The following is a 24824-nucleotide window of genomic DNA, read 5'->3' on the forward strand; positions in this document are numbered from 1 at the left end:
TCGCTATTTGCGCTTGCTGCCGCCCAACAGCGACCCCAACAAGCCGCGCACCAATTGCCGCCCCATCTGATTGGCAGCCTGCTGCATCGCAGACTTCAGCGCCTTGCCCGCCGTGGTGCCCAGAAACGCCCCGGCCTTGTCGGTGAAACTCGGCTCGTCGCTGGCAGGTTTGGCTTCCTCGGTCGGCCCCAGTTCCTTGCGAGACATCAGCACTTCATAAGCGGATTCACGGTCAATCGGCTTGTCATAACGCCCCTGCAGCGGTGAACTGGCCACCAATGCTGTGCGTTCGGCGTCGCTGAGCGGCCCGATCCGCGATTGCGGCGGTGCAACCAGCACGCGCTGGACCACTTCCGGCGTGCCCTTTTCCTGCAAGGTGCCCACCAAAGCCTCACCCGTGCCCAGTTCGGTCAAGACCGACAAGGCATCAAACGCCGGGTTTGGCCGGAAACCGTCCGCGACGGCGCGCAGGGATTTCTGTTCCTTGGTGGTGAACGCCCGCAGGCCATGCTGGATGCGCAGGCCGAGTTGGGCCAGCACGCTATCCGGCAGGTCGCCAGGAGATTGAGTCACAAAATAAACGCCAACGCCTTTGGAACGGATCAGCCGCACCACCTGTTCCAGACGCTCCTGCAACGCTTTGGGCGTGTCGGCAAACAGCAAATGCGCCTCGTCAAAAAACAGCGCCAGCAGCGGTTTGTCGGCATCACCGCGCTCGGGCAGTTGCTCGAACAGCTCTGCCAACAACCACAGCAGGAAGGTCGCGTACACCTTCGGCGCCTCGTGAACCAGGCGGCTGGCGTCCAGCAGGTGGATGCGCCCGCGCCCGTCAGAGGTGGGCTGCAGGATGTCTTCCAACTGCAGGGCCGGCTCGCCAAACAGGGCTTCGGCGCCCTGCTGCTCCAGCACCGCCAGGCGGCGCAACAGCGCCTGGCTGGAGCCGGTGGTCATCAGCGCGGCGTCTTCGCCCAACAACTCCGGGTGGTAGCGCAGGTGGTTGAGGAGCGCCTTGAGGTCCTTGAGGTCCAGCAGCAACAGGCCTTCGCGATCCGCTACCTTGAAGGCGGCGTAAAGCGCTGACTGCTGGCTGTCGGTGAGTTCCAGCAAGCTGCCGAGCAACAACGGGCCCATTTCGCTGATGGTGGTGCGCAATGGATGACCGGACTGCCCGTGGATATCCCACAGCGTGACCGGATAAGCCTTGGCCGTGTAATTGAGGAAGGGCATGCCAGCGATACGCTCGGCGACCTTGCCCTGGGGGTTGGCCGCCGCTCCCAGCCCGCACAAGTCACCCTTGATGTCGGCGGCAAACACCGCAACGCCAGCCTCACTGAACGCTTCGGCCAGGCGCTGCAACGTGACGGTCTTGCCCGTGCCGGTCGCGCCGGCGATCAACCCGTGACGGTTGGCCAGGCGCATGGCCTGGGCAATAGGCTGGCCGGAAAGGTCGGCCCCGATAAGCAGTTGCGAGGAGTCAGGCATTTCGTCACCTATGGTTAATCTTTAGTGTCGCCAGGTCGATACAGGCTCATGTGAGACCCACAAAGTCTAAAAATAGGTCAGATAGTTCCTACAGGGACCCCCAGAGCTATCACAAGAAGTATCACACCTTTTTTGACACTGCCATTTTGCGCCTCCCATAAGGACGCGCTTCGGATATTAAGACCTTAGCGGACCCTACAAGCCATGAATAAAAATCTGCGCTTCAGCCACAAAATCCTGCTTGCAGCCTCCCTTATCGTCATCGCCGCTTTCGCGCTGTTTACCCTCTATAACGACTACCTGCAACGCAACGCCATTCGCGACGATCTCAACAACTACTTGCATGAAATGGGTGATGTCACCGCCAGCAGCATACAAACCTGGCTCACCGGGCGCATTGCCCTGGTGGAAAACGCCGCGCAAAACATTGCCATCAACCCCGAGCCTTCCGCGGTTGCCCGTCTGCTGGAACAGAAATCCCTGACGTCTTCATTCATGGCAACTTACGTCGGCGACAGTAAGGGCGCTTTCACCATCCGTCCTGATACCAAGATGCCGGACGGCTTCGACCCGCGTGTACGGCCTTGGTACACCGGCGCCCAGAGCAGCAACGGCTCAACCCTGACCGAACCCTATATCGATGCCGCCACTGGCAAGCTGATTATTTCCGTTGCCACTCCGAGCACGCAGGGCACCCAGAGCATCGGCGTGGTCGGCGGCGACCTGAGCCTGCAAACCCTGGTGGATAACATCGGCGCGCTGAACTTCGGTGGCATGGGCTATGCGTTCCTGGTCAGCGCTGACGGCAAAGTGTTGGTACACCCGGACAAAAACCTGGTGATGAAGACCCTGGCCGATGTGTATCCGAAAAACACCCCGAAGATCAGCACCGATTTCAGCGAAGTCGAGGCCAACGGGAAGGACAACATCGTGACCTTCACACCGATCAAGGGTCTGCCCTCGGTGAATTGGTACCTCGGTATTACAGTAGATAAAGACAAGTCCTTCGCCATGCTCAGCGAATTCCGCACCTCAGCGGTTGTCGCCACGATCATTGCCGTGGTCATCATCATCGCCCTGCTCGGCATGCTGATCCGCATCCTGCTCCAACCGCTGCATGTGATGACCCGCGCCATGCAGGACATCGCCGACGGCGAGGGCGACCTGACGCGCCGCCTTACAATCCAGAATCATGATGAATTCGGCACGCTGGGTAACGCCTTCAACCGCTTCGTGGAGCGGATTCATACGTCGATCCGCGAAGTGTCCTCGGCCACCGAACAGGTCAACGAAGTGGCACTGCGTGTGGTCAGTGCGTCCAACTCGTCGATGGTCAACTCCGACGAGCAGGCCAACCGTACCAACAGCGTTGCCGCCGCCATCAATGAGCTGGGCGCCGCCGCCCAGGAAATCGCGCGCAATGCCGCGCAAGCCTCCCACCAGGCCAGCGACGCACGCCACCTGGCCGAAGACGGCCAGCAAGTGGTGGAGCGCAACATCAAGGCGATGAACCAGCTGTCAGCGATGATCAGTGCTTCCAGCAGCAATATCGAAGCGCTCAACAGCAAGACGGTGAACATCGGGCAGATTCTCGAGGTGATCACCAGTATTTCCCAGCAAACCAACCTGCTCGCACTGAACGCCGCCATTGAAGCGGCCCGTGCGGGTGAGGCCGGACGCGGGTTTGCAGTGGTCGCGGATGAAGTGCGCAACCTGGCGCATCGCACTCAGGAGTCGGCGCAACAAGTGCAGAAGATGATCGAAGAGCTGCAAGTCGGCGCCCGGGACTCGGTCAGCACCATGAGTGAAAGCCAGCGCCACAGCCTCGACAGCGTAGACATCGCCAACCTGGCCGGCGAACGCCTGAACAGCGTGACCCAACGCATCGGCGAGATTGATGGTATGAACCAGTCCGTCGCCACTGCTACGGAGGAACAAACCTCGGTGGTGGAGTCGATCAACATGGACATCACCGAGATCAACACCCTCAATCAAGAAGGCGTGGAAAACCTGCATTCCACGCTACGCGCCTGTGCCGACCTGGAGCAGCAAGCCGCGCGACTGAAGCAACTGGTGGGCAGTTTCCGGATCTGATCCTGGCGGGCAATCACTCGGTCTCGGGCTGGGATCGGCCCTGCTCACGTTCCCACAACTCGGCGGCACCGGGGAAATCGGTGCCGTCTTCACTGTCCAGGTCATCCGGGTCAAATCGACTCAAGCAGCCCTCCCCTAATGTTGCCGGGGCTTTTGACGTGGCTTTGTCCAACGGATCGCTCATTGCTCAATCCTCAACGGGGCGCAAAAAAAGGGCCTGGAACGATTTAACGCCCAGGCCCTTCTTTGTTCAATCACAACGCGTCGGTTAGAACACCACCGTCTTGTTGCCGTGCACCAGCACGCGGTCTTCCAGGTGGTAACGCAGGCCACGGGCCAGCACCATCTTCTCGACGTCGCGACCGAAACGCACCATGTCTTCGATGCTGTCGCTGTGACTGACACGCACCACGTCCTGCTCGATGATCGGGCCGGCGTCCAGCTCTTCAGTGACGTAGTGGCAAGTCGCGCCGATCAATTTCACACCACGTAGGGAAGCCTGGTGGTACGGCTTGGCACCTACGAATGAAGGCAAGAAGCTGTGGTGAATATTGATCACTTTGCCAGCGTATTCACGGCACAACTCCGGCGGCAGGATTTGCATGTAGCGTGCAAGCACTACAACGTCGGCTTCATGCTGCTTGACCAGGCGGGAGACCTCGGCGAAAGCCGGCTCCTTGTCCTGCGGGTTGACCGGCACGTGGTAATACGGGATGCCATGCCACTCGACCATGCTGCGCAGGTCATCGTGGTTGGAGATCACGCAAGCAATCTCACAGTCCAGTTCGTCGCTGTGCCAGCGGTGCAGCAAATCCGCCAGGCAGTGGGACTCGCGGCTGGCCATCAACACCACGCGTTTTTTCTGCTCGGTGTCGGTGATGTGCCAGCTCATCGAAAACTCTTCGGCGATCGGCGCAAAGGCTTCGCGGAAGGCTTCGAGGCCAAAGGGCAGCGTATCGGCACGGATCTCATGACGCATGAAGAACCAACCGCTCAAATTGTCCGAGTGATGACTCGCCTCGGTGATCCAACCGTTGTGGGACGCCAGAAAGTTACTGACTTTGGCAACGATACCAACCCGGTCCGGGCAAGCAATCACCAGCCGAAAAGTGCGCATTAGGGGGAAACTCCAGAACTTCGCAAAGGCCGCCATTCTAGCGATTGCGCAGCAAAACTGCAGTATTCCTTGATGCTTATTCTGATCACCGGCCACAGCCTTACCCCTTAATAGCCTAAGGTTTTACCACCTTTATATGGAATCCATTGGGTTAGCCTAAGGCTGTTCCATGCATTTCAAGGAGATTATCTTTAGGTCTACGCCCTAGTAATTAACTCGAATGCATAGCCAGGCTACAAACATTCAAAGTAATTCACATAAATTCGACCTTAAATGTTTACTTGGGGAAACCGCCTGACTATTATTGGGCCACTATCCCTGTCAATCAGCGCTCTACATAAGGTAGTCCACATGTCTCTGATCAACGAATACCGTGCCACCGAAGAAGCTATCAAAGAGCTGCAAGCCCGTTTGAAGAACCTGTCCCAAGACGACAAACTGCAAACCGAGCTGGAATTCGAAGGCAAATTGCGCACCCTGATGGGTGAATACTCCAAATCCCTGCGTGACATCATCGCGCTGCTGGATCCAGAGTCGAAAGTTAAAGCACCACGCGGCGCTGTGAAAACTACCGGCACCAAGCGTGCTCGCAAGGTTAAACAATACAAAAACCCACACAACGGCGAAGTGATTGAAACCAAAGGTGGCAACCACAAAACGCTGAAAGAGTGGAAAGCCAAGTGGGGCGGTGACGTGGTTGAAGGCTGGGCTACCCTGCTGGGCTAAGCCTCGCCAGGCTCGCGCCTGATAAGCGACACATTAAAAAACGCCAGCCTGCTGGCGTTTTTTTATTGCCTGCCTATTCTGTGAAAAACGACTAAAGATACATTCGCGCGGCCAGAGAGTCCGCATATTCCTGCCACTGCTCCAGCACCCCTTGCTGAAACGGCGTTGCACTAACAATAAACTCCTGCCGGGCTTGCTTAAATGCCTCAAGGGTATTCGGCGCGCCCCACTCCGGGTTCGACAAACGCTGCTGACAAAAAAGTGTCCAGCGTTGTCGCTCCTCGTCGTTCAACGTATCGGGGAAGTTACGCGCGCGGTAGCGAAACAATAATTCGGGCAAACGATGGTCATCAAATGGCCACTGCTGGCGTGCTAATTGCTCGGGCTCAGCCGCCCGGACTTGTTCGCATAAACGCCGATCACGGTCTCCGATAAAACCGTCGTACAGCTGTTGCTCCGGGTCTGCAGTCGCCGCGAAATCTTCTTCGGCGTAAATGGCCGCTAACTTATCGCGCCAAAGTTCCTGTGCGTCAGTTAGTCGCAGTGCCCGTTCCTGATAAACATTCATGTCCAAGTGCAGACGTTCACGGTCTTCTGCCCGCAGCACATTCAAGGGAGCAACCACGGGACAGCGATTGATATGCACCAATTTGAGCGGTACCGGCAGTTCGCCCTCGACCAATTCGTCACGGCGTGTGTAAAGACGCTGGCGCAAGGCATCCGCATCAAGGTCCAGCAGCCCTTGCGGATCGAGCCCCAGGTCGCAGACGATCAAGGCGTTGCGATTGCGCGGGTGCCACGCCAGCGGCAACACAACCCCCAGGTAATGACGCTCGGCGGAAAACCGCCCGGAGATATGCACCATCGGTTGCAGCAAGCGCACCTGGTCCATCACCCGCTGTTTACTGCGCAACTGAAACAGCCAGTCATACAGCTTGGGTTGTTTCTCACGCACCAGTCGGGCCAGAGCGATGGTGGCGCGCACGTCGGACAGTGCGTCGTGCGCCTGCCCATGGTCGATACCGTTGGCTTCGGTCAGGCGCTCCAACTTGAGCGTGACGCGCCCATCCTGCTGCGGCCATTCAATGCCTTCCGGGCGCAGCGCATAGGCGGTTCGAACCACATCGATCAAATCCCAGCGACTGTTACCACCCTGCCACTCACGCGCATAAGGATCGAAAAAATTGCGATACAGACTGTAGCGTGTCATCTCATCATCGAAACGCAAAGTGTTGTAACCGGCGCCACAAGTGCCCGGCGCGGCGAGTTCAGTGTGCACACGGGTCATGAAATCAGCCTCGGCCAGGCCTTTTTCCGCGAGTGTCGCCGGGGTGATACCGGTAATCGCGCAGGCCACCGGGTGAGGCAGGATATCGTCGCTGGGCAGACAATAAAGATTGACCGGCGCGCCGATCTCATTGAGCTCGTGGTCCGTGCGTATGCCGGCTACCTGGAGGGGCCGATCGCTGCGCGGGTTGATGCCGGTGGTTTCATAGTCGTACCAGAAAATCGAGGTCACGGGCTGATCCTGTACTGAAGATCGACAAAGTCTAGGCGCTGAACGGTATCCGCGACCAGCAGCAAATACACTGTACAAACATACAGTAAAACGTTGAATGGTTGCTTCCATCACCGACACTGCTAGCATCCGTGTCTTCCAGCCATTCAGCACTGCCAAGGATCGCGATGCCGTCAACCCCATTGGACACCCGCTACCAGATCGAGACCCCGGAGGGCATCGACCTGCCCTTGCGCCCGGCCGGCCTGGTGCCACGCGTGTTGGCCTTTACCTTTGACCTGTGCCTGCGTGGGGTGGTCATGGGCGTTCTGCTGGTGCCATTGGCCTTGCTGGGCAACGTCGGGATCGGCCTGGGCTCGCTGCTGCTGTTCCTGATCAGTTGGTGGTACATGGTGCTGTTCGAGGTGCTCAACCAGGGTTGCTCGCCAGGTAAACAGGTCATGGGGTTGCGTGTCGTACAAGATGACGGCACCCCGATTGGCTGGTCCGCGTCACTGATCCGCAACCTGCTGCGGTTTGTCGACATGTTACCGTTCGGCTATTTTCTCGGCGCTATCAGTTGCCTGCAGCATCCTCATTTCAAACGCCTCGGCGACCTGGCCGCCGGTACACTGGTGATCTATCGGGAACAGCCACTGGTGCGCCCCCAGATTCCTCAGGCTGCGGCCTTGCGCCTACCCTTTGCCCTGGACCTGAGCGAGCAACGGGCCATCCTTGGCTTCGCGGAGCGCCAGGGTGAGCTGTCCACGGAGCGCGTTCACGAGTTGGCCTCGATTCTCGCCACTCCGTTGCAGGTATCCCCGGCCCGAGCCGCGGAACAACTCAATGGCGTGGCCCGTGGCCTGTTGGGGCCGACATGAAACAGAGCCTCTTTGAAACCCGTCACCAGCCCCAATGGCACGCCTTTGCCGAGTGCCTGCAACAGTTGGAACAGGGCAAGGCCAAGGCCAGTGACGTGGCTGACTTTCCCCATCAGTACCGGCGCCTGTGCCAGCACCTGGCCTTGGCACAGGAGCGCGGCTATAGCAGCTACCTGGTAGACCCCTTGCAACAACTGGCCCTGCGCGGCCATCAACAGCTTTACCGTCATCGCAGCCAATTGGCGGCAACTGTGATGGGTTTCGTACTCGCCGATTTTCCTCGCCTGGTGCGGGAACAGTGGCGTTTCGTACTGATAGCCAGCCTGCTGTTCTTTGGCAGCCTGGTAGGTATCGCGCTGCTGGTGTACCTGTTTCCCGACCTGATCTACAGCATCGTCAGCCCGCAACAAGTGGCCGAGATGCAGGGCATGTATGACCCCGATGCAAGCCGCCTGGGCCGCGCCGCCGAGCGTGCCTCGAGCGAAGACTGGATGATGTTCGGCTATTACGTCATGCATAACATCGGTATCGCGTTCCAGACATTTGCCGCCGGGTTGTTGTTCGGGCTGGGCAGTGTGTTCTTCCTGATTTTCAATGGCCTGGTCATCGGGGCCGTCTCCGGGCACCTGACCGAAATCGGCTATGGGCAAACCTTCTGGTCATTCGTCATCGGCCACGGTGCATTCGAACTGACGGCGATCGCCCTCGCCGGTGCCGCTGGCTTGCAGCTGGGCTGGGCACTGATCGCTCCCGGTCAGTTGACCCGTGGAGAATCATTGCGGCGGGCAGCCCGCAAGAGCGTGCAGCTGTTGTGCGGTGTGATGATCTTCTTGCTGATCGCAGCCTTTATCGAAGCCTACTGGTCATCGACCACCCTGATCGCTCCCTGGGTCAAATACCTGGTCGGCGCAATCTTATGGATGCTAGTGGCTGCTTACCTGAGCCTTGCAGGACGGACCCACCATGCGCCTCAGTGATGCCAGCGTGGTCATCCGCCCACGTACTGCCTGGGAAGCCATGGATCTTGGCGTGTTGATGGCCCGGCAAAACCGCGTGCTGTTGATGAGCAGTTGGGCGCTGGTGACCCTGCCAGTGTTCGCGTTGCTCACTGCACTGCTGTGGAAGTCTCCGTCCACGGCGATGTTTCTGTTCTGGTGGCTCAAGCCCGCGTTTGACCGCTTGCCGCTGTACATCCTGTCCAAAGCCTTGTTTGGCGAAACACCCAGCATCAAACAGGCCGTGCGCCAATGGCCGCGTCTGCTCAAGGGCCAGCTGGTGGCCAGCCTGACGTGGCGGCGACTCAGCCTGAGCCGCAGCTTTGTGATGCCGGTGAGCCAGCTCGAAGGCCTGGATGGCCCGGCACGCCAGAAACGTCTGGGCGTGTTGCAGCAACGCAATGCCGGCGCCGCGCGTTGGTTGACTACCGTCGGCGTGCACCTGGAGATAGGGCTGTGGTTCGGTTGCATGGCGCTGTTCTATCTATTTATTCCGCAGAACGTCGAGATGGATTGGGACTGGCAACGCCTGGTACTGGCAACCAGCTCGGAAGGCTTGTGGCTGGAACACCTGGGCAACGCGTTCTATGCCTTGATCCTGGTGTTTTGGGAGCCTATCTATGTCGCCTGCGGATTCAGCCTCTACCTTAATCGCCGAACCGTGCTGGAGGCCTGGGACCTGGAACTGGTCTTTCGCCGCCTTCGTGAGCGCCTGAGCGGTGTGGCGCCGATGTTATTACTGGTGATCGGACTGACATTGCTGCCGTTCAGCCCACCCGTCATGGCTGATGCGTCCCCGCCCCCAAAGCCCCTGAGCACCCAGGGCGCGAATCAGTCGATTAAATCACTGCTGGAAAAACCACCTTTCAAAAACCCGGAGACCGTTACCCGCTATCGCTTCGGCGAAGAAAAGCCTGCCGTCAAAGACAAGGCCCACGGCGACGCCAAGCTTCCCGCCTGGCTGAAAGCGCTGCTGGATAACCTCAACAGCAATACCTTCAAGCACATCGCACAAGGGGTTGAGGTGCTGTTGTGGGGCCTTCTGATCGGTGGCCTGATCATGCTTGCGTGGCGATATCGCGAATGGCTGCGCACCTTCGTCAGTCGGCGCGAGCCTCGCAAAACCCAAGCCATCAAACCCGTGCCCACGCAACTATTCGGCCTTGAACTGGGCACTGATACCCTGCCCGACGATGTTGCCAGTGCCGCCGAGCACCTGTGGGCAACGCAGCCCCGGGAAGCACTCGGCCTGTTGTATCGAGGGCTGCTCAGCCGACTGCTGCATGACTTCAACCTACCGCTGAAAAATGCTGACACTGAAGGCCAGGTCCTGGCACGGGTTCACCAGTTGCAGCAACCACAACTGCTGGCTTTCAGTGATGAATTGACCCGGCACTGGCAAAACCTCGCCTACGGTCACCGCCTTCCTCCCCTCTCTGCTCAGCAAAAACTGTGCAGTGATTGGCGCACCCTGTTCCGCTCGGGGAGCAATCAATGAACCGGCTATTGCTGTGGGTGGGGCTTCTACTGGCGTGCTTGCTTGGAGCGGGCGGTTACTACGCGTGGAGCAAGGCGATTCCCTACGATGAAGTGGTGGATCGCGGCCCCTCACCAGAAGCCTTGGCCAACCCCTACCTGGCGGCCGAACACTTCCTGCGCGAACAAGGCCTGACAGTTGAACACGCCAATAGCCTGGAGCGGCTGACCACCTTGCCGTCCAAGGGCAACAGCCTGTTGCTGCTCGGTGAGCGCAGTAATATGACGCCACGCCAAGTCGAGCAACTGCTGGCCTGGGCCAAGTCCGGTGGCCATATGTTGCTGGTGGCCGAGGCGCTTTGGGATGAGGAAACTGGCAAAAGCGGTGACCTGTTGCTCGACCGTCTGCATATCCATCAAACCTTGAGTGACGAACCTGAAGAGCCTGCCGCTTCCGCTAAACCGCCGCGCAAAAAGACAGCTCCGGACCTGACCAAACTCTACGTCGACAATGAAACCCCATCGGCGTATTTCAGTTTCGACACAGACTTCAACCTTACCGACCCCAAGCACCTGGCACAGTTTTCGGCCAATAGCGCACGGTCGAGCCACCTGATGCAACTCGACCTCGGGGAAGGCAGCGTCACGGTGATCACAGACAGTGACCTGTGGAAAACCCCCAACATAGGCCAGCACGATAATGCCTGGCTGCTGTGGTACCTGAACCAGGGCACCGCCGTGACGATGCTGTTCAACAGCGACGTCGATGACCTGTTTACCTTGCTACTGCGCTACTTCCCCCAGGCCTTGGTGGCACTCATTGCCCTTGTCGCCCTGGCATTCTGGCGGGCGGGTATGCGTCAAGGCCCCATCCAACCGCCCGCGCCCAACGCCCGCCGCCAATTGCAGGAACACCTGAAAGCCAGTGCCGACTTCCTGCTGCGCCGCAGCGGCCAGGGCACCCTGCTGCAAGCCCTGCAGCGCGATATCTTGCGTACGGCCCGGCGGCGTCACACCGGCTTCGAACACCTCGACAACGCAGAACAACGGCGGGTGCTTGAACGCCTGACGCGCCAGCCCCCTCACATCATCAACCAGGCCCTTGGCCCACTCCCGGCAAAACGGCTTTCCAGCGCCGATTTCAGCCGTCAGGTGGCGTGCCTGCAAACTCTCAGGAATGCCTTATGAGTGATTTCCCAAGCGCCACTGCCTTGACCAGCGAATCCCTGCAACACGCCAGTGGGCAAGCCCAGGCCCTGCGCACTGAACTGCGCAAAGCGGTAATTGGCCAGGACGCCGTGATCGACGACGTCCTGACCGCCTTGATCGCCGGTGGCCATGTGCTGCTTGAAGGTGTGCCGGGGCTGGGCAAAACCCTGTTGGTACGTGCCTTGGCGCGCTGCTTCGAGGGTGACTTCGCACGGATCCAGTTCACTCCGGACCTGATGCCCAGCGATGTCACCGGCCACGCCGTGTATGACCTGCATACCGAACAGTTCAAGCTGCGCAAGGGGCCGGTGTTCACCCACTTGTTGTTGGCCGACGAAATCAACCGCGCTCCAGCCAAGACCCAGGCAGCCTTGCTTGAGGCCATGCAGGAACGGCAAGTGACCCTCGAAGGCGAGGCGCTGCCCATCGGCCTGCCGTTCATGGTGCTGGCGACCCAGAACCCCATCGAACAGGAAGGTACCTATCCCCTGCCGGAGGCGGAACTGGATCGCTTCATGCTCAAAGTGCGCATGGATTACCCCGATGCGCAGCAGGAACTGGACATGGTGCGCGAAGTCACGCGCTCGTCGCGGGCCGACATGCTGGATGTACACCCATTGCGTACGGTGCTGCAGGCCGGGGATGTGCTGCAACTGCAGCAGGTTGCCAGTGATCTGGCCCTGGACGAACAAGTACTCGACTATGCCGTGCGCCTGGCACGCGCCACCCGCAGCTGGCCAGGGCTGGCCATTGGCGCCGGGCCGCGGGCCTCGATTGACCTGGTACGTGGCGCCCGCGCCCGCGCCTTGTTGCGTGGTGGTGAATTCGTCACTCCGGACGATATCAAGGGGTGCGCCCTGGCAGTACTGCGCCATCGGGTGCGTATCGCGCCAGAGTTGGATATAGACGGACTGGAGGTTGACCAAGTGCTCAAGCAACTGCTTGATCAGATTCCGGCTCCCCGGCAATAACTCGCCCATGAAACCGAACCGTCTGCTGTTGAACTGGCTTGGCGTATTGCTGGGACTGGGCATCCTACTGGGCGCGGCATCCGCGCTGCAGTTCAAAGTGCCCGACACCTTGCACTCGGTGGCGTGGGGCTTGCTACTGGCGCTGTTGTTGTTGGCGATGCTGGATGCGATGCGCCTGCGACGCCGCCCATCACCCCGTGTGCAGCGGCAAATGCCCGGAAGCCTGGCACTGGGCCGCTGGGGCGAAGTACGCCTGGCCTTGGAGCATGACTTCCTGCAGCCACTGACTGTGCGGGTATTCGATCATGTCCCCGACGGGTTGACCGTAGAAGGCATGCCCCAAGCCATTGAGCTGCGCCCCGGTGAGCGCAGTGACCTGGGGTATCGCCTGCGTCCCCTGCGGCGCGGGCACTTCAGCTTCAGCCGCTGCGAAATCCACTTGCCCAGCCCAATGGGGCTGTGGTCAGCTCGCCGTTCTATCGAGGTGAGCGACACCACCCGCGTCTACCCGGATTTCGCCCGGCTGTACGGTGCACAACTACTGGGCGTGGACAACTGGCTGAGCCAACTGGGTGTACGTCAACGTCAACGGCGTGGGTTAGGGCTGGAGTTTCATCAGCTACGCGAATTTCGCGACGGCGACAGCCTGCGCCAGATCGACTGGAAAGCCACCGCCCGACAACGCACGCCCATCGCCCGTGAATACCAGGATGAGCGCGACCAACAGATCGTTTTCATGCTTGATTGCGGCCGGCGTATGCGCAGCCAGGATGACGAACTGTCTCACTTCGACCACGCCCTCAATGCGTGCCTGTTGCTCAGCTACGTTGCCTTGCGCCAGGGAGATGCAGTGGGGCTGTGCACCTTTGCCAGCGACCAACCCCGCTACCTGGCGCCGGTCAAAGGCAGTAGCCAATTGAATGTGCTGCTCAACGCGGTATACGACCTGGATACCACCCGAAAGGCTGCTGATTATCAGGCGGCGGCCAGCCAGTTGCTGGCTCGGCAAAAGCGCCGCGCATTGGTGATCGTAGTCAGTAACCTTCGGGATGAGGACGACGAAGAACTGCTGACCGCCGTCAAGCGTATCAGCCGCCAGCATAGGGTGCTGGTGGCCAGCTTGCGCGAGGAAGTACTCGATCAATTGCGCCAGGCCCCCGTGCAAACCCTGCCCGAAGCATTGGCGTACAGCGGCACCATCGACTACTTGAATACCCGTGACGAACTGCATGAGCGCCTCAGCGCCCAAGGCCTGTCGGTCGTGGACTCCTTGCCATCTGAACTGGGACCAGCCCTGGTGACACGCTACCTGGGCTGGAAGAAAGCCGGCATGCTTTGAAAAACGGCGCACGATTACGGCCTGGGCAGCAACTCCCTGGGTCGGGTCGACAGCGCGCCGTGCCTAGGCCGAAGCCTGCAAAGGATCAAAACTGAAGTAATGCAACAGTACGTCGATGAGTTGCCCATAGGCCTCAGGCGCCTGGAGCACACTGAACCCGGAGTCGTAGTGCTGCGGGTTGACATCCTCATGACTCCACAGGCAGATCGCCGTAAGGTCAATGGGATTAAAGGTGCCGTCAGCGGCGGGGATCTTCAGACGCAGCTCGAAGTCCACGTCGACCATCATGGGCAATTGGCTGATCAACATCAGCCCATCTCTCGAGACATTGCCCAAATAGCCGATGGGTCTATCGGTGAGCCGGTTAAATACTTGCAGAAAACAAGGTAGCTGATGCCGCTCGATCCGTCGGTCGGTAAACATGGTGTGATCGCCATCCAGTGGCCATGAATAAGGCCGTGTCAGTGATGCGGAACCAGCAGAAAACGCTCGTTCCCCCTGGATCTCGGTGCGACAACAGGCAACAGTCTGCCGCCAGACAGCCGCCGAGTCCTGGACCCACATCCGTTTGCATTGAAACTTGTACAAACGGACATTCAAAGGATAGCCCAAGACTGGCAACGGGCCAGTTATGAAATGACGAAGATCATCACAAAGACGCTGGACGCGGCTGAGCGACACTTGCACCGGGGTAATGCCCAAGTTGTTGCAAGGTGTCGAGCCGTGCGCGAGCACGGTAGGCGTACTCGCTCGACGGGTATTGATTGATGATGAATTGATAGGTCTGCACGGCGTCGACGAACAGCTTTTGCCGCTCCAGGCATTGCCCGCGCAACATCGACACCTCTGGTTGCACATAACGTCGGGTGCGGCTTTCACGGTCGACCTGGGATAACTCCAGCGTGACACGCTCACAGTCACCGACCTTGTAGGCGCGGTAGGCGTTGTTCAAATGGTGGTCCATCGACCAACGGGTGCAGCCGACAACACTGACGGCCAGGGCAGCAATGAGCAAAATTCGCATGAGGGTTCTCCTGTCTTGTGCAGTGTATCGACCCCTCGCCAAAAATCTTCAAGGATGTTCGTATTCAGCCGCAACGAAAACAAGTCAATCATCGATAAGTAGTGCAAACGAACAATGACTACAACGAAAGAGCATAGTAGCCTTCCTCAGCGCTTGAACTCAGGAGTCTGTGCATGTCCGTCCGTCGTACCAAAATCGTCGCCACCCTTGGCCCGGCCAGCAACTCGCCGGAAGTCCTCGAACAGCTGATTCTGGCTGGTTTGGACGTTGCCCGTCTGAACTTCTCCCACGGCACCCCGGACGAGCACAAGGCTCGCGCCAAGTTGGTGCGTGACCTGGCCGCCAAGCACGGCCGCTTCGTGGCACTGCTGGGTGACCTGCAAGGCCCGAAAATCCGTATCGCCAAATTCACCAACAAGCGGATCGAGCTGAAGATTGGTGACACCTTCACCTTCTCCACCAGCCACCCGCTGACCGAAGGCAACCAGCAAGTCGTGGGTATCGACTACCCGGACCTGGTCAAGGACTGCGGCGTCGGTGACGAGCTTCTGCTGGACGATGGCCGCGTAGTAATGCGCGTCGAAACCGCGACCCCTACCGAACTGCACTGCGTCGTGCTGATCGGCGGCCCGCTGTCCGACCACAAAGGCATCAACCGCCGTGGTGGTGGCCTGACGGCTCCAGCCCTGACAGAAAAAGACAAGGCCGACATCAAGCTCGCCGCCGAAATGGAAGTGGACTACCTCGCCGTGTCCTTCCCACGTGACGCCGCCGACATGGAATACGCCCGTAAGCTGCGCGACGAGGCTGGCGGTACCGCCTGGCTGGTGGCGAAGATCGAACGTGCCGAAGCCGTGGCCGACGACGAAACCCTCGACGGCCTGATCAAGGCTTCCGATGCGGTCATGGTTGCCCGTGGCGATCTCGGCGTAGAAATCGGTGACGCCGAGCTGATCGGTATCCAGAAGAAGATCATCCTGCACGCACGCCGCCACAACAAAGCGGTGATCGTGGCGACCCAGATGATGGAGTCGATGATCCAGAACCCTATGCCGACCCGTGCCGAAGTGTCCGACGTGGCCAACGCCGTGCTCGACTACACCGACGCCGTGATGCTCTCGGCCGAAAGCGCCGCCGGCCCGTACCCGCTGGAAGCCGTGCAAGCCATGGCGCGTATCTGCCTCGGCGCTGAAAAGCACCCGACCAGCAAGACCTCCAGCCACCGCATCGGCAAAGAGTTCGAAAGCTGCGACCAGAGCATCGCACTGGCCGCCATGTACACCGCGAACCACTTCCCCGGTGTGAAGGCGATCATCGCCTTGACCGAAAGTGGCTACACGCCGTTGATCATGTCGCGCATCCGTTCCTCGGTGCCGATCTACGCGTTCACCCCGCACCGTGAAGCCCAGGCGCGCACCGCGCTGTTCCGTGGCGTGTACACCGTTCCGTTCGATCCGGCTTCGCTGGCACCGAACGAAGTCAGCCAGAAGGCGATCGACGAGCTGGTCAAGCGTGGCGTCGTAGAGAAAGGCGACTGGGTCATCCTGACCAAGGGCGACAGCTACCACACCACCGGTGGCACCAATGGCATGAAGATCCTGCACGTGGGCGACCCGCAGGTCTGAGTGACACGCTGAAAAACAAAAGCCCCGCCCTGTGAATGGCGGGGCTTTTTTGCATTTCAAGAGTTCGTGTCGAACTCGGTCAAGTGTGGGAGCGGGCTTGCTCCCACAGGTTGATCAGCGCCGGGTGATGAACCCCGACAACGCCGCAATCGCTTCTGGCGACCTCAACCGCTGGGTAAACAACGCCCCCTCCTCCTCAATCACCTGCCGCAGTTGCTCACGATCCACGCTCTTCATGAGCTGCTTGGTCACCTGCACCGCACCCGGCGCCAGGCTTTCAAAGCGCTCGGCCATCTCCCGCGCCTTGGCCAACGCCGCCTCGCCGCTACCCAGCGCCTCCGTGGCAATCCCCCAGGCTGCCGCCTGTTCGCCGGTAAAGCCCTCGCCCAGCAACAATAATTCCGCAGCCTTTGCGTGCCCCAACAACCTCGGCAGAATCAGGCTCGACCCAAACTCCGGGCACAGCCCCAGGTTGACAAACGGCATGCGCAACCGCGCATCGCGGCTGATGTACACCAGGTCGCAATGCAGCAACAGGGTTGTACCAATGCCCACCGCTGCGCCCGCCACCGCAGCAATCACCGGCTTGCGGCAGTTGAGCAGGCTTTTCATGAAGTAAAACGGGGGGCTGTCGAGATCGCTGGGCGGTTGTTCGAGAAAATCGCCGATGTCGTTGCCGGCGGTAAAACAGTCACTGCTGCCCTGGATCAGTACGCAGCGCAGGTCTGCGTCCGCGTCGGCCTGCTCCAGTGCCTCGGCCAGTTGCGTGTACATGGCTCGAGTGAGCGCGTTCTTCTTCTCGGGGCGATTGAGCTGCAGGGTCAGCAGCCCGCCTTCGCGCAGCTGTTGGATGGCGTCGGTCATGGCGAATCTCGCGGCTGGAAAATTCAGCGCTCAACCACGGGGCAGGAACACATCCGCCAGCAGTTGATTACGCGGCAGCCCCGCCAGGAACAAACGCTTGGAAAACGCCTCGACACTGACAGGGTGCCCGCAGAGTAAAGCCAGAGTTTGCCGCGAAACAAGCCGCAGTTGCGCCAATGCCTGGGTCGCCTGCGCCGCCGTCCACAGCTCCACCGTCAGGTTGGAATGCTGTGCAGCCAGTGCCGCCAAGGGTTCGGCCAGGTAATGGCTCTCGGCATCATGGGCCAGGTGAATCACGCGGATGTCGCCCTGATGATCCTGGCGCAAGGCCTCACGCAACACGCCCCAAAGAGGGCCAAGGCCGGTGCCGGACGCCAGCAGCCACAGCGGTCGGCTTTGCCAGTCGGGATCGTATTGCAGCGCGCCGCCGCGCAGTTCGCCCAGCCGCAAACGGTCGCCCAGCTGCAACTGGCGGGCAAGATCACTGAATTCGCCAGGCAGACGGCAATCGAGGTGAAACTCCAGGAATGGGTCATCCTGGGGCAAGCTCGCCAGGGAATAGGGCCGCGCCACTTGTCCCGCCCACAACACCAGATGCTGCCCAGCCCGGTAGCGCAGGCCTCGTTCGGGTTGCAGGCGCAAGCGCAGCACACTCGGGCTCAACCAATCGATACCCACCACCTGGGCCGGCAACCCATCACGCGTAGGATCAAAGGTTTCGACGCGCAGGTCCCCGCTCACCTGGCACTGGCACGCCAATCGCCAGCCCTCCTGGCGCTGCGCCGGGCTCAGGGCATCGGGCTGCGTGTCCTCGACCTCCCCCGCGCAACGCACCAGGCACGCATGGCAACTGCCGGCACGGCAACTGTAGGGCACGGCCACACCCGCCTGGTTCAAGGCATCCAGCAGGTTGCTGCCGGCCGGTACCGACCAATGGCGCTCGCCGACGTACAGTTCAGGCATATAAGGACTCATCACAAGGGGCGTGCACAGGGAATCATGCCTGCGACAGTTTGACCATAGTCGGGTGTATCGGCCACCGCGCCGGGTTATACTGCCGCGCCTTTTTAGCGTCGCGCCAACAATACTTGCTCTTCTTGGCGACGCGCCTTGGAAAGGTGGGCTCAGCCGACCGATGCACTTCACTGAGCCCACCTTTATTGAATGTTCCCTTATAGAGGAGCGCGACTCATGACCGTGATCAAGCAAGACGACCTGATTCAGAGCGTTGCCGACGCCCTGCAATTCATTTCCTATTACCACCCCGTTGATTTCATCCAGGCCATGCACGAAGCCTACCTGCGCGAAGAATCGCCAGCGGCCCGTGACTCCATCGCCCAGATTCTGATCAACTCGCGCATGTGCGCCACCGGCCATCGCCCGATCTGCCAGGACACCGGTATCGTCACCGTGTTCGTGCGCGTGGGCATGGACGTACGTTGGGATGGCGCCACCATGGGCCTGGACGACATGATCAACGAAGGCGTGCGTCGCGCCTACAACCTGCCGGAAAACGTCCTGCGTGCCTCGATCCTGGCCGACCCGGCAGGCGCGCGCAAGAACACCAAGGACAACACCCCGGCGGTGATCCACTACTCCATCGTCCCGGGTAACACCGTGGAAGTGGACGTAGCGGCCAAGGGCGGCGGTTCCGAGAACAAGTCGAAAATGGCCATGCTCAACCCGTCCGACTCGATCGTCGACTGGGTGCTCAAGACCGTTCCGACCATGGGCGCCGGCTGGTGCCCACCGGGCATGCTCGGCATCGGCATCGGCGGCACCGCCGAGAAAGCCGCCGTCATGGCCAAGGAAGTGTTGATGGAGTCCATCGACATCCACGAGCTGAAGAAGCGCGGCCCGCAGAACCGTATCGAAGAGATGCGCCTGGAGCTGTTCGAGAAGGTCAACCAACTGGGCATCGGCGCCCAGGGCCTGGGTGGCCTGACCACCGTGCTCGACGTGAAGATCATGGACTACCCGACCCACGCCGCCTCCCTGCCGGTGTGCATGATCCCCAACTGCGCCGCCACCCGTCACGCGCACTTTGTGCTCGACGGCTCGGGCCCGGCCTCGCTGGAAGCGCCACCGCTGGACGCCTACCCGGAAATCGTCTGGGAAGCCGGCCCATCGGCCCGTCGCGTCAATCTCGATACCCTGACGCCGGAAGAAGTGCAGAGCTGGCAGCCGGGCGAAACCGTGTTGCTCAACGGTAAGATGCTCACCGGTCGCGACGCTGCGCACAAGCGCATGGTCGAAATGCTGAACAAGGGCGAAAGCCTGCCGGTGGACCTCAAGGGCCGCTTCATCTACTACGTCGGCCCGGTTGATCCGGTGCGCGAAGAAGTGGTTGGCCCGGCCGGCCCGACCACCGCGACGCGGATGGACAAGTTCACCCGTCAGATCCTCGAGCAAACCGGCCTGCTGGGCATGATCGGCAAATCCGAGCGCGGCCCGACCGCCATCGAAGCGATCAAGGACCACAAAGCCGTATACCTGATGGCCGTCGGTGGCGCCGCTTACCTGGTAGCGCAAGCCATCAAGAAATCGCGCGTTGTTGCCTTCGCCGAACTGGGCATGGAAGCGATCTACGAGTTCGACGTGAAAGACATGCCGGTGACCGTTGCGGTCGATAGCAAGGGCGAATCCGTGCACATTACCGGTCCTGCCATCTGGCAGAAAAAGATCAGTGAAAGCCTGGCGGTAGAAGTGCAGTAAGCGCTTCCCCTGCAAACATAAAGGCGACTGTGGCCATGGCCCAGTCGCCTTTTTTATGGCACATGGTATGGTGCACTCCCTTACCGTGCCTGCCCATCACCGTATGATCGTCATCCCTCGCCCACTGCGCCTGACCTTCTATTCCCTGCTGATCATCGCTGGCGCGCTACTGGCCGCAACCCTGGCCACTCGCCATGCCGAACGCCAGGCCCTGGTAGACGATGCTGCCCGCGCCAATCAGCAGCTCACGCTGTATGGCAACTCCCTGCATACCCTGATCGAACGCTACCGCGCCCTGCCCGCCGTGCTGGCGTTGGACTCGGAGATGATCAATGCCTTGAAGGGCCCGCTGGACGCAACCACCCAGGACCTGCTCAACCGCAAGCTGGAACGCATCAACGGCGCCGCGCAATCCTCCACCCTGGAACTGATGGACCGCACTGGCCTGGCCGTGGCCGCCAGCAATTGGAACCTGCCGAGCAGTTATGTGGGGCATAACTACGCGTTCCGGCCCTACTTCAGCCAGACCTTGAGCCAGGGCACCGGGCGGTTTTATGCAGTGGGCGTGACGACCGGCATCCCCGGTTACTTCCTCTCCAGCGCGGTGCTGGATGAACACGAACAGTTCCTCGGCGCCATGGTCGTCAAGCTGGAGTTCCCCGAGCTTGAGCGCGAGTGGGCCCAGGGCAATGACCTGCTGCTGGTCAGCGACGCACGTGGCATCGTGTTTATCGCCAATCAACCGGGCTGGCGTTATCGCAACCTGCGGCCGTTGTCGGCCAGCGACCTCGCCGAATTGAAGGCCACTCGCCAATACGACAAAAAACAACTGCAACCGCTGGAGACTCAGACCCTGCGGCGTTTTGACGAAAACAGTCACCTGATGCGCGTCAACGGCCCCGATGGCAACGCCAATTACATCTGGGAATCCCTGCCACTCAAAGCCGAAGGCTGGACCCTGCACCTGCTGCGCAAGCCGCAGTTCGCCTTTGAAGATCAGCGCAACGCTGGCCTGGCCGCCGCCGGATCCTGGCTGGCGCTGGTGTTCCTGGTGCTGTTCCTGACGCAGCGCTGGCGCCTGGCCCGTTTGCGTCAGCGCAGTCGCGAAGAGCTTGAGCAACTGGTGGAAGAGCGCACCCAGGCGCTGCGCACCGCCCAGGATGGCCTGGTGCAATCGGCCAAGCTGGCAGCGCTGGGGCAGATGTCTGCGGCCCTCGCCCACGAGATCAATCAACCGCTGACGGCGCAGCGTATGCAGCTGGCCACCTTGCGCCTGCTGCTGGATCACGGTCGGGTCGACGACGCTTACCAGGCACTCACGCCACTGGACGACATGCTCACGCGCATGGCCGCACTCACCGGCCACCTCAAGACCTTCGCGCGCAAAAGCCCGAGCGGCCTGCGTGAACGCCTGGACCTGGCCACGGTGGTTGATCAATCCTTGCACCTGCTCGACGCGCGCTTGCGTGATGAAGCCATCGGCGTGGTGCTCGACCTGACCCGCCCTGCCTGGGTGCGCGGTGATGCAATCCGCCTGGAGCAGGTGTTGATCAACCTGCTACGCAATGCGCTGGACGCCATGGCCGACAAGCCGCGCAAGCGCCTGGAAATCCGCCTGCATGCCGATCAACAGCTGTGGCAGCTCACCGTCAGCGACAGTGGCGGCGGGATTGCCGAGGAGCATTTGAACAGCGTGTTCGACCCGTTCTTCACCACCAAGCCCGTGGGCGACGGGCTCGGCTTGGGGCTGGCGGTGTCCTACGCTATCGTGCACGAATTGGGCGGACGCCTGATCGCCGGCAACCGTGGCGACGGCGCGGTGTTTAGCCTGACCCTGCCTATCGCCCTGGAGACGCCCGACCTATGTTGAACGCGGTGATTGTGGTCGATGACGAAGCCAGCATTCGTACGGCTGTCGAACAATGGTTGAGCTTGTCGGGGTTTGAGGTGCAGTTGTTCAGCCGCGCCGAGGCGTGCCTGGCGCAACTGCCCAAGGATTTTCCCGGGGTCATCTTGAGCGATGTGCGCATGCCGGGTCTCAGCGGCCTGGAGCTGTTGGCCGAAGTTCAGCGCCGCGATGCTGATTTACCGGTGATCCTGCTCACCGGCCATGGCGATGTGCCGATGGCCGTCGAAGCCATGCGCGACGGTGCCTACGACTTCCTGGAAAAACCCTTCAGCCCCGACGCCCTGCTCAACAGCTTGCGCCGTGCCCTGGACAAGCGTGGCTTGATCCTGGAAAACCGCCGCCTGCATCAACAGGCTGACCATCGGGCGCAGTTGGAATCGACGCTGCTGGGCGTGTCCCGGGGTTTGCACACCTTGCGCCGCCAGGTGCTGGACCTGGCGAGCCTGCCGGTCAACGTACTGATCCGTGGAGAGACCGGCAGCGGCAAGGAGCTCGTCGCCCGCTGCCTGCATGATTTCGGCCCGCGGGCGAAGAAGCCCTTTGTGGCGCTCAACTGTGCAGCGATCCCCGAGCAACTGTTTGAGGCCGAGCTGTTCGGCCACGAAAGCGGCGCGTTCACCGGCGCCCAGGGCAAGCGCATCGGTAAACTGGAATACGCCCACGGTGGCACGCTGTTCCTGGACGAAATCGAAAGCATGCCCCTGGCCCAGCAAGTGAAATTGCTGCGCGTACTGCAGGAGCAGAAACTGGAGCGGCTGGGCTCCAACCAAAGTATCCACGTGGACCTGCGCATCATCGCCGCCACCAAGCCGGACCTGCTGGAAGAGGCCCGCGCCGGGCGTTTTCGCGAAGACCTGGCCTATCGCTTGAATGTCGCGCAACTGCGCCTGCCGCCCTTGCGTGACCGTCGCGAAGATATCCCCCTGCTGTTCGACCACTTTGCTCAGAGTGCTGCCGAACGCCTGGGCCGCAGCGTTGAGCCCCTGAGTGGCGCACAACTGGGGCGCCTGCTCAGCCATGACTGGCCAGGCAACGTGCGTGAACTGGCCAACGTCGCCGAACGCCAGGTGCTGGGGCTTGGCGAACCGGAACCGGAAGGCATCGAGGCCGGGCAATCCCTGGCTGCGCAGCAGGAGGCCTTCGAGGCTCACTGCCTGAAAGCGGCGTTGACCCGGCACAAGGGCGATATCAAGGCGGTGCTGGCTGAACTGCAACTGCCTCGGCGCACCTTCAATGAAAAAATGCAGCGTCATGGGCTCGTGCGGGAGACCTTCCTGTAGGGCCCGTCTTGCTGGCGCTGGTGCGTTTGAGGACGCTATCGCCGGCAAGCTGGCTCCTTCAGGAATGCATTTTAGAGGTGGGCTTGCCTGTGATGGCGTCGGCAGCCATAAGCGGATTTCCGCTCATCACCCGATAAATGTCAGCAACTTTCCGCTCACAAAAAACCCGCAACCCTTCTAGACCGGGCCTTCATCCACCTGGCACAGCTCCTGCTATAGCCCCAGCCAGGCAGTGCTCAAGCACGCTCCATAAAAACAACTAGATGAAGGATCCTTCAATGGATAACTCCAACACCTTGCCTCTGGGGTCGGCGGCAGCGCCGGCGAAAGAACGCACCACCTCCAGCCGTATCAAATCGATTTTCAGTGGTTCCGTCGGCAACATGGTCGAGTGGTACGACTGGTACGTCTACGCCGCCTTCTCGTTGTACTTCGCAAAAACCTTCTTCCCGAAAGGCGACACCACCGCCCAGCTGCTCAACACCGCCGCGATCTTTGCCGTCGGCTTCCTGATGCGCCCGATCGGTGGCTGGCTGATGGGCCTGTACGCTGACAAAGTCGGGCGTAAAAAGGCCTTGATGGCCTCGGTCTACCTGATGTGCTTCGGCTCGTTGCTGATCGCCCTGAGCCCTGGCTATGAAGTCATTGGTATCGGCGCACCGGTCTTGCTGGTATTTGCCCGTTTGCTGCAGGGCCTGTCGGTCGGCGGTGAATACGGTACCTCCGCCACCTACCTCAGTGAGATGGCGACCAAGGAACGCCGTGGTTTCTACTCCAGCTTCCAATACGTAACCCTGATCTCTGGCCAGCTCATCGCCCTGGGTGTATTGATCGTGCTGCAACAATTGCTCACCACCGAGCAGCTGTATGCCTGGGGCTGGCGTATCCCGTTTGCCATCGGTGCCCTGTGCGCGGTGGTTGCGCTGTACCTGCGTCGCGGCATGGAAGAAACCGAGTCGTTCACCAAGAAGGAAAAAGCCAAGGAAAGCGCGATGCGCACCTTGATGCGCCATCCCAAGGAACTGTTGACCGTGGTCGGCCTGACCATGGGCGGTACGCTGGCGTTCTACACCTACACCACCTACATGCAGAAATACCTGGTGAACACTGTCGGCATGAGCATTTCCGACTCCACCACCATCTCGGCGGCGACGCTGTTCCTGTTCATGTGCCTGCAACCGATCATCGGTGGGCTGTCGGATAAAGTCGGTCGTCGGCCGATCCTGATCGCCTTCGGCATCCTCGGCACCCTGTTCACCGTGCCGATCCTCACCACCCTGCACACCATCCAGAGCTGGTGGGGCGCGTTCTTCCTGATCATGGCGGCGCTGATCATCGTCAGCGGCTACACCTCGATCAACGCCGTGGTGAAAGCCGAACTGTTCCCGACCGAAATCCGCGCCCTGGGTGTGGGCCTGCCGTACGCCCTGACCGTCTCGATCTTTGGCGGTACTGCTGAATACATCGCGCTGTGGTTCAAGAGCATCGGCATGGAAACCGGCTACTACTGGTATGTGACGGCGTGTATTGCGGTGTCGCTGGTGGTCTACGTGACCATGAAGGACACGCGTAAGCACTCGCGTATCACCACCGACTAACCGTTGAACGCCGTTCAAAAT

21 protein-coding genes and 1 pseudogene are annotated in these 24824 nt (G+C 60.5%); 14 read left to right on the forward strand and 8 right to left on the reverse strand.

Annotated elements, in window-relative coordinates; genetic code table 11:
• Window positions 1-3: 3 nt before the first annotated feature.
• Window positions 4-1482, reverse strand: coding sequence for a helicase HerA-like domain-containing protein (locus KHP07_RS14665; RefSeq protein WP_078050020.1), 1479 nt, complete (start codon window positions 1480-1482; stop codon window positions 4-6).
• 204 nt (window positions 1483-1686) lie between these two features.
• On the opposite strand from KHP07_RS14665, the pseudogene KHP07_RS29910 reads away from it, so the two are divergent.
• Window positions 1687-2718, forward strand: a pseudogene (locus KHP07_RS29910) (HAMP domain-containing protein); the annotation flags it as partial.
• 93 nt (window positions 2719-2811) lie between these two features.
• Window positions 2812-3576, forward strand: a complete 765-nt coding sequence (locus KHP07_RS29915; protein WP_438811854.1) for a methyl-accepting chemotaxis protein — start codon at window positions 2812-2814, stop codon at window positions 3574-3576.
• Window positions 3577-3589: 13 nt separating this feature from the next.
• Here the strand turns inward: KHP07_RS29915 and KHP07_RS14675 are convergent, their stop codons facing one another.
• Together KHP07_RS14675 and purU are read right to left on the reverse strand one after the other, a co-directional pair.
• Window positions 3590-3760 (reverse strand): hypothetical protein, encoded by a 171-nt coding sequence (locus tag KHP07_RS14675; protein WP_214497409.1) that lies wholly within the window; start codon window positions 3758-3760, stop codon window positions 3590-3592.
• A gap of 84 nt (window positions 3761-3844) precedes the next feature.
• Entirely contained in the window at window positions 3845-4693 is an 849-nt protein-coding gene (gene purU, locus KHP07_RS14680; RefSeq protein ID WP_078050022.1) for a formyltetrahydrofolate deformylase, read from the reverse strand.
• A 351-nt stretch (window positions 4694-5044) separates the two neighbouring features.
• Between purU and mvaT the strand changes: the two genes are divergently transcribed.
• On the forward strand, window positions 5045-5419 hold the full coding sequence (gene mvaT, locus KHP07_RS14685) for a histone-like nucleoid-structuring protein MvaT (protein WP_005790963.1): 375 nt from the start codon (window positions 5045-5047) through the stop codon (window positions 5417-5419).
• A 91-nt stretch (window positions 5420-5510) separates the two neighbouring features.
• Here mvaT and sbcB read toward each other — a convergent pair whose 3' ends face one another.
• Complete coding sequence (sbcB, locus tag KHP07_RS14690; protein ID WP_214497410.1) at window positions 5511-6938, reverse strand: exodeoxyribonuclease I; 1428 nt, start codon at window positions 6936-6938, stop codon at window positions 5511-5513.
• A gap of 167 nt (window positions 6939-7105) precedes the next feature.
• Here sbcB and KHP07_RS14695 point away from each other — a divergent pair, with 167 nt between their 5' ends.
• The 6 genes from KHP07_RS14695 to KHP07_RS14720 are packed head-to-tail and all read left to right on the forward strand — an operon-like array spanning window position 7106 to window position 13788.
• Window positions 7106-7798, forward strand: a complete 693-nt coding sequence (locus KHP07_RS14695) for an RDD family protein (protein WP_100492218.1) — start codon at window positions 7106-7108, stop codon at window positions 7796-7798.
• Entirely contained in the window at window positions 7795-8775 is a 981-nt protein-coding gene (locus tag KHP07_RS14700) for a stage II sporulation protein M (RefSeq protein ID WP_078050025.1), read from the forward strand. The genes KHP07_RS14695 and KHP07_RS14700 overlap by 4 nt, the downstream gene beginning before the upstream one ends.
• On the forward strand, window positions 8762-10291 hold the full coding sequence (locus KHP07_RS14705) for a DUF4129 domain-containing protein (RefSeq protein WP_099494273.1): 1530 nt from the start codon (window positions 8762-8764) through the stop codon (window positions 10289-10291). Before KHP07_RS14700 ends, KHP07_RS14705 begins: the two co-directional genes overlap by 14 nt.
• Entirely contained in the window at window positions 10288-11457 is a 1170-nt protein-coding gene (locus tag KHP07_RS14710) for a DUF4350 domain-containing protein (protein WP_214497411.1), read from the forward strand. Before KHP07_RS14705 ends, KHP07_RS14710 begins: the two co-directional genes overlap by 4 nt.
• A complete protein-coding gene (locus tag KHP07_RS14715; protein ID WP_214497412.1) occupies window positions 11454-12449 on the forward strand; it encodes an AAA family ATPase in 996 nt (331 codons plus the stop codon). The genes KHP07_RS14710 and KHP07_RS14715 overlap by 4 nt, the downstream gene beginning before the upstream one ends.
• Window positions 12450-12456: 7 nt before the next feature.
• Complete coding sequence (locus KHP07_RS14720) at window positions 12457-13788, forward strand: DUF58 domain-containing protein (protein ID WP_078050029.1); 1332 nt, start codon at window positions 12457-12459, stop codon at window positions 13786-13788.
• 63 nt (window positions 13789-13851) lie between these two features.
• On the opposite strand, the gene KHP07_RS14725 is transcribed toward KHP07_RS14720, so the two are convergent.
• The gene (locus tag KHP07_RS14725; protein ID WP_078050030.1) at window positions 13852-14211 is read right to left on the reverse strand and encodes a PilZ domain-containing protein; all 360 of its coding nucleotides are present in this window, start codon (window positions 14209-14211) and stop codon (window positions 13852-13854) included.
• Between the two features lie 226 nt (window positions 14212-14437).
• A complete protein-coding gene (locus KHP07_RS14730; protein ID WP_025854787.1) occupies window positions 14438-14812 on the reverse strand; it encodes a tol-pal system YbgF family protein in 375 nt (124 codons plus the stop codon).
• Between the two features lie 173 nt (window positions 14813-14985).
• On the opposite strand from KHP07_RS14730, the gene pyk reads away from it, so the two are divergent.
• A complete protein-coding gene (gene pyk, locus KHP07_RS14735; RefSeq protein WP_078050031.1) occupies window positions 14986-16437 on the forward strand; it encodes a pyruvate kinase in 1452 nt (483 codons plus the stop codon).
• 114 nt (window positions 16438-16551) lie between these two features.
• On the opposite strand, the gene KHP07_RS14740 is transcribed toward pyk, so the two are convergent.
• Window positions 16552-17301 carry an enoyl-CoA hydratase-related protein gene (locus KHP07_RS14740; RefSeq protein ID WP_214497413.1) on the reverse strand — a complete coding sequence of 250 codons (750 nt, stop codon included), beginning with the start codon at window positions 17299-17301 and terminating at the stop codon, window positions 16552-16554.
• Window positions 17302-17331: 30 nt separating this feature from the next.
• On the reverse strand, window positions 17332-18264 hold the full coding sequence (locus tag KHP07_RS14745; RefSeq protein WP_214497414.1) for an iron-sulfur-binding ferredoxin reductase: 933 nt from the start codon (window positions 18262-18264) through the stop codon (window positions 17332-17334).
• Window positions 18265-18492: 228 nt separating this feature from the next.
• Between KHP07_RS14745 and KHP07_RS14750 the strand changes: the two genes are divergently transcribed.
• The 4 genes from KHP07_RS14750 to KHP07_RS14765 all read left to right on the forward strand — a co-directional run bounded on the left by KHP07_RS14750 (window position 18493) and on the right by KHP07_RS14765 (window position 24803).
• Window positions 18493-20016: a fumarate hydratase gene (locus tag KHP07_RS14750; protein ID WP_214497415.1), complete on the forward strand. Its 1524-nt coding sequence runs from the start codon at window positions 18493-18495 to the stop codon at window positions 20014-20016.
• A gap of 103 nt (window positions 20017-20119) precedes the next feature.
• Window positions 20120-21886, forward strand: a complete 1767-nt coding sequence (locus tag KHP07_RS14755; protein ID WP_214497476.1) for a sensor histidine kinase — start codon at window positions 20120-20122, stop codon at window positions 21884-21886.
• The gene (gene mifR, locus KHP07_RS14760) at window positions 21880-23205 is read left to right on the forward strand and encodes a two-component system response regulator MifR (RefSeq protein ID WP_100492209.1); all 1326 of its coding nucleotides are present in this window, start codon (window positions 21880-21882) and stop codon (window positions 23203-23205) included. The genes KHP07_RS14755 and mifR overlap by 7 nt, the downstream gene beginning before the upstream one ends.
• A 278-nt stretch (window positions 23206-23483) precedes the next feature.
• Entirely contained in the window at window positions 23484-24803 is a 1320-nt protein-coding gene (locus KHP07_RS14765; protein ID WP_099494267.1) for an MFS transporter, read from the forward strand.
• The last annotated feature ends 21 nt before the right edge of the window (window positions 24804-24824 follow it).

The sequence above is a fragment of the Pseudomonas sp. VS40 genome, assembly GCF_018587885.1.
Lineage (GTDB): Bacteria > Pseudomonadota > Gammaproteobacteria > Pseudomonadales > Pseudomonadaceae > Aquipseudomonas > Aquipseudomonas pergaminensis.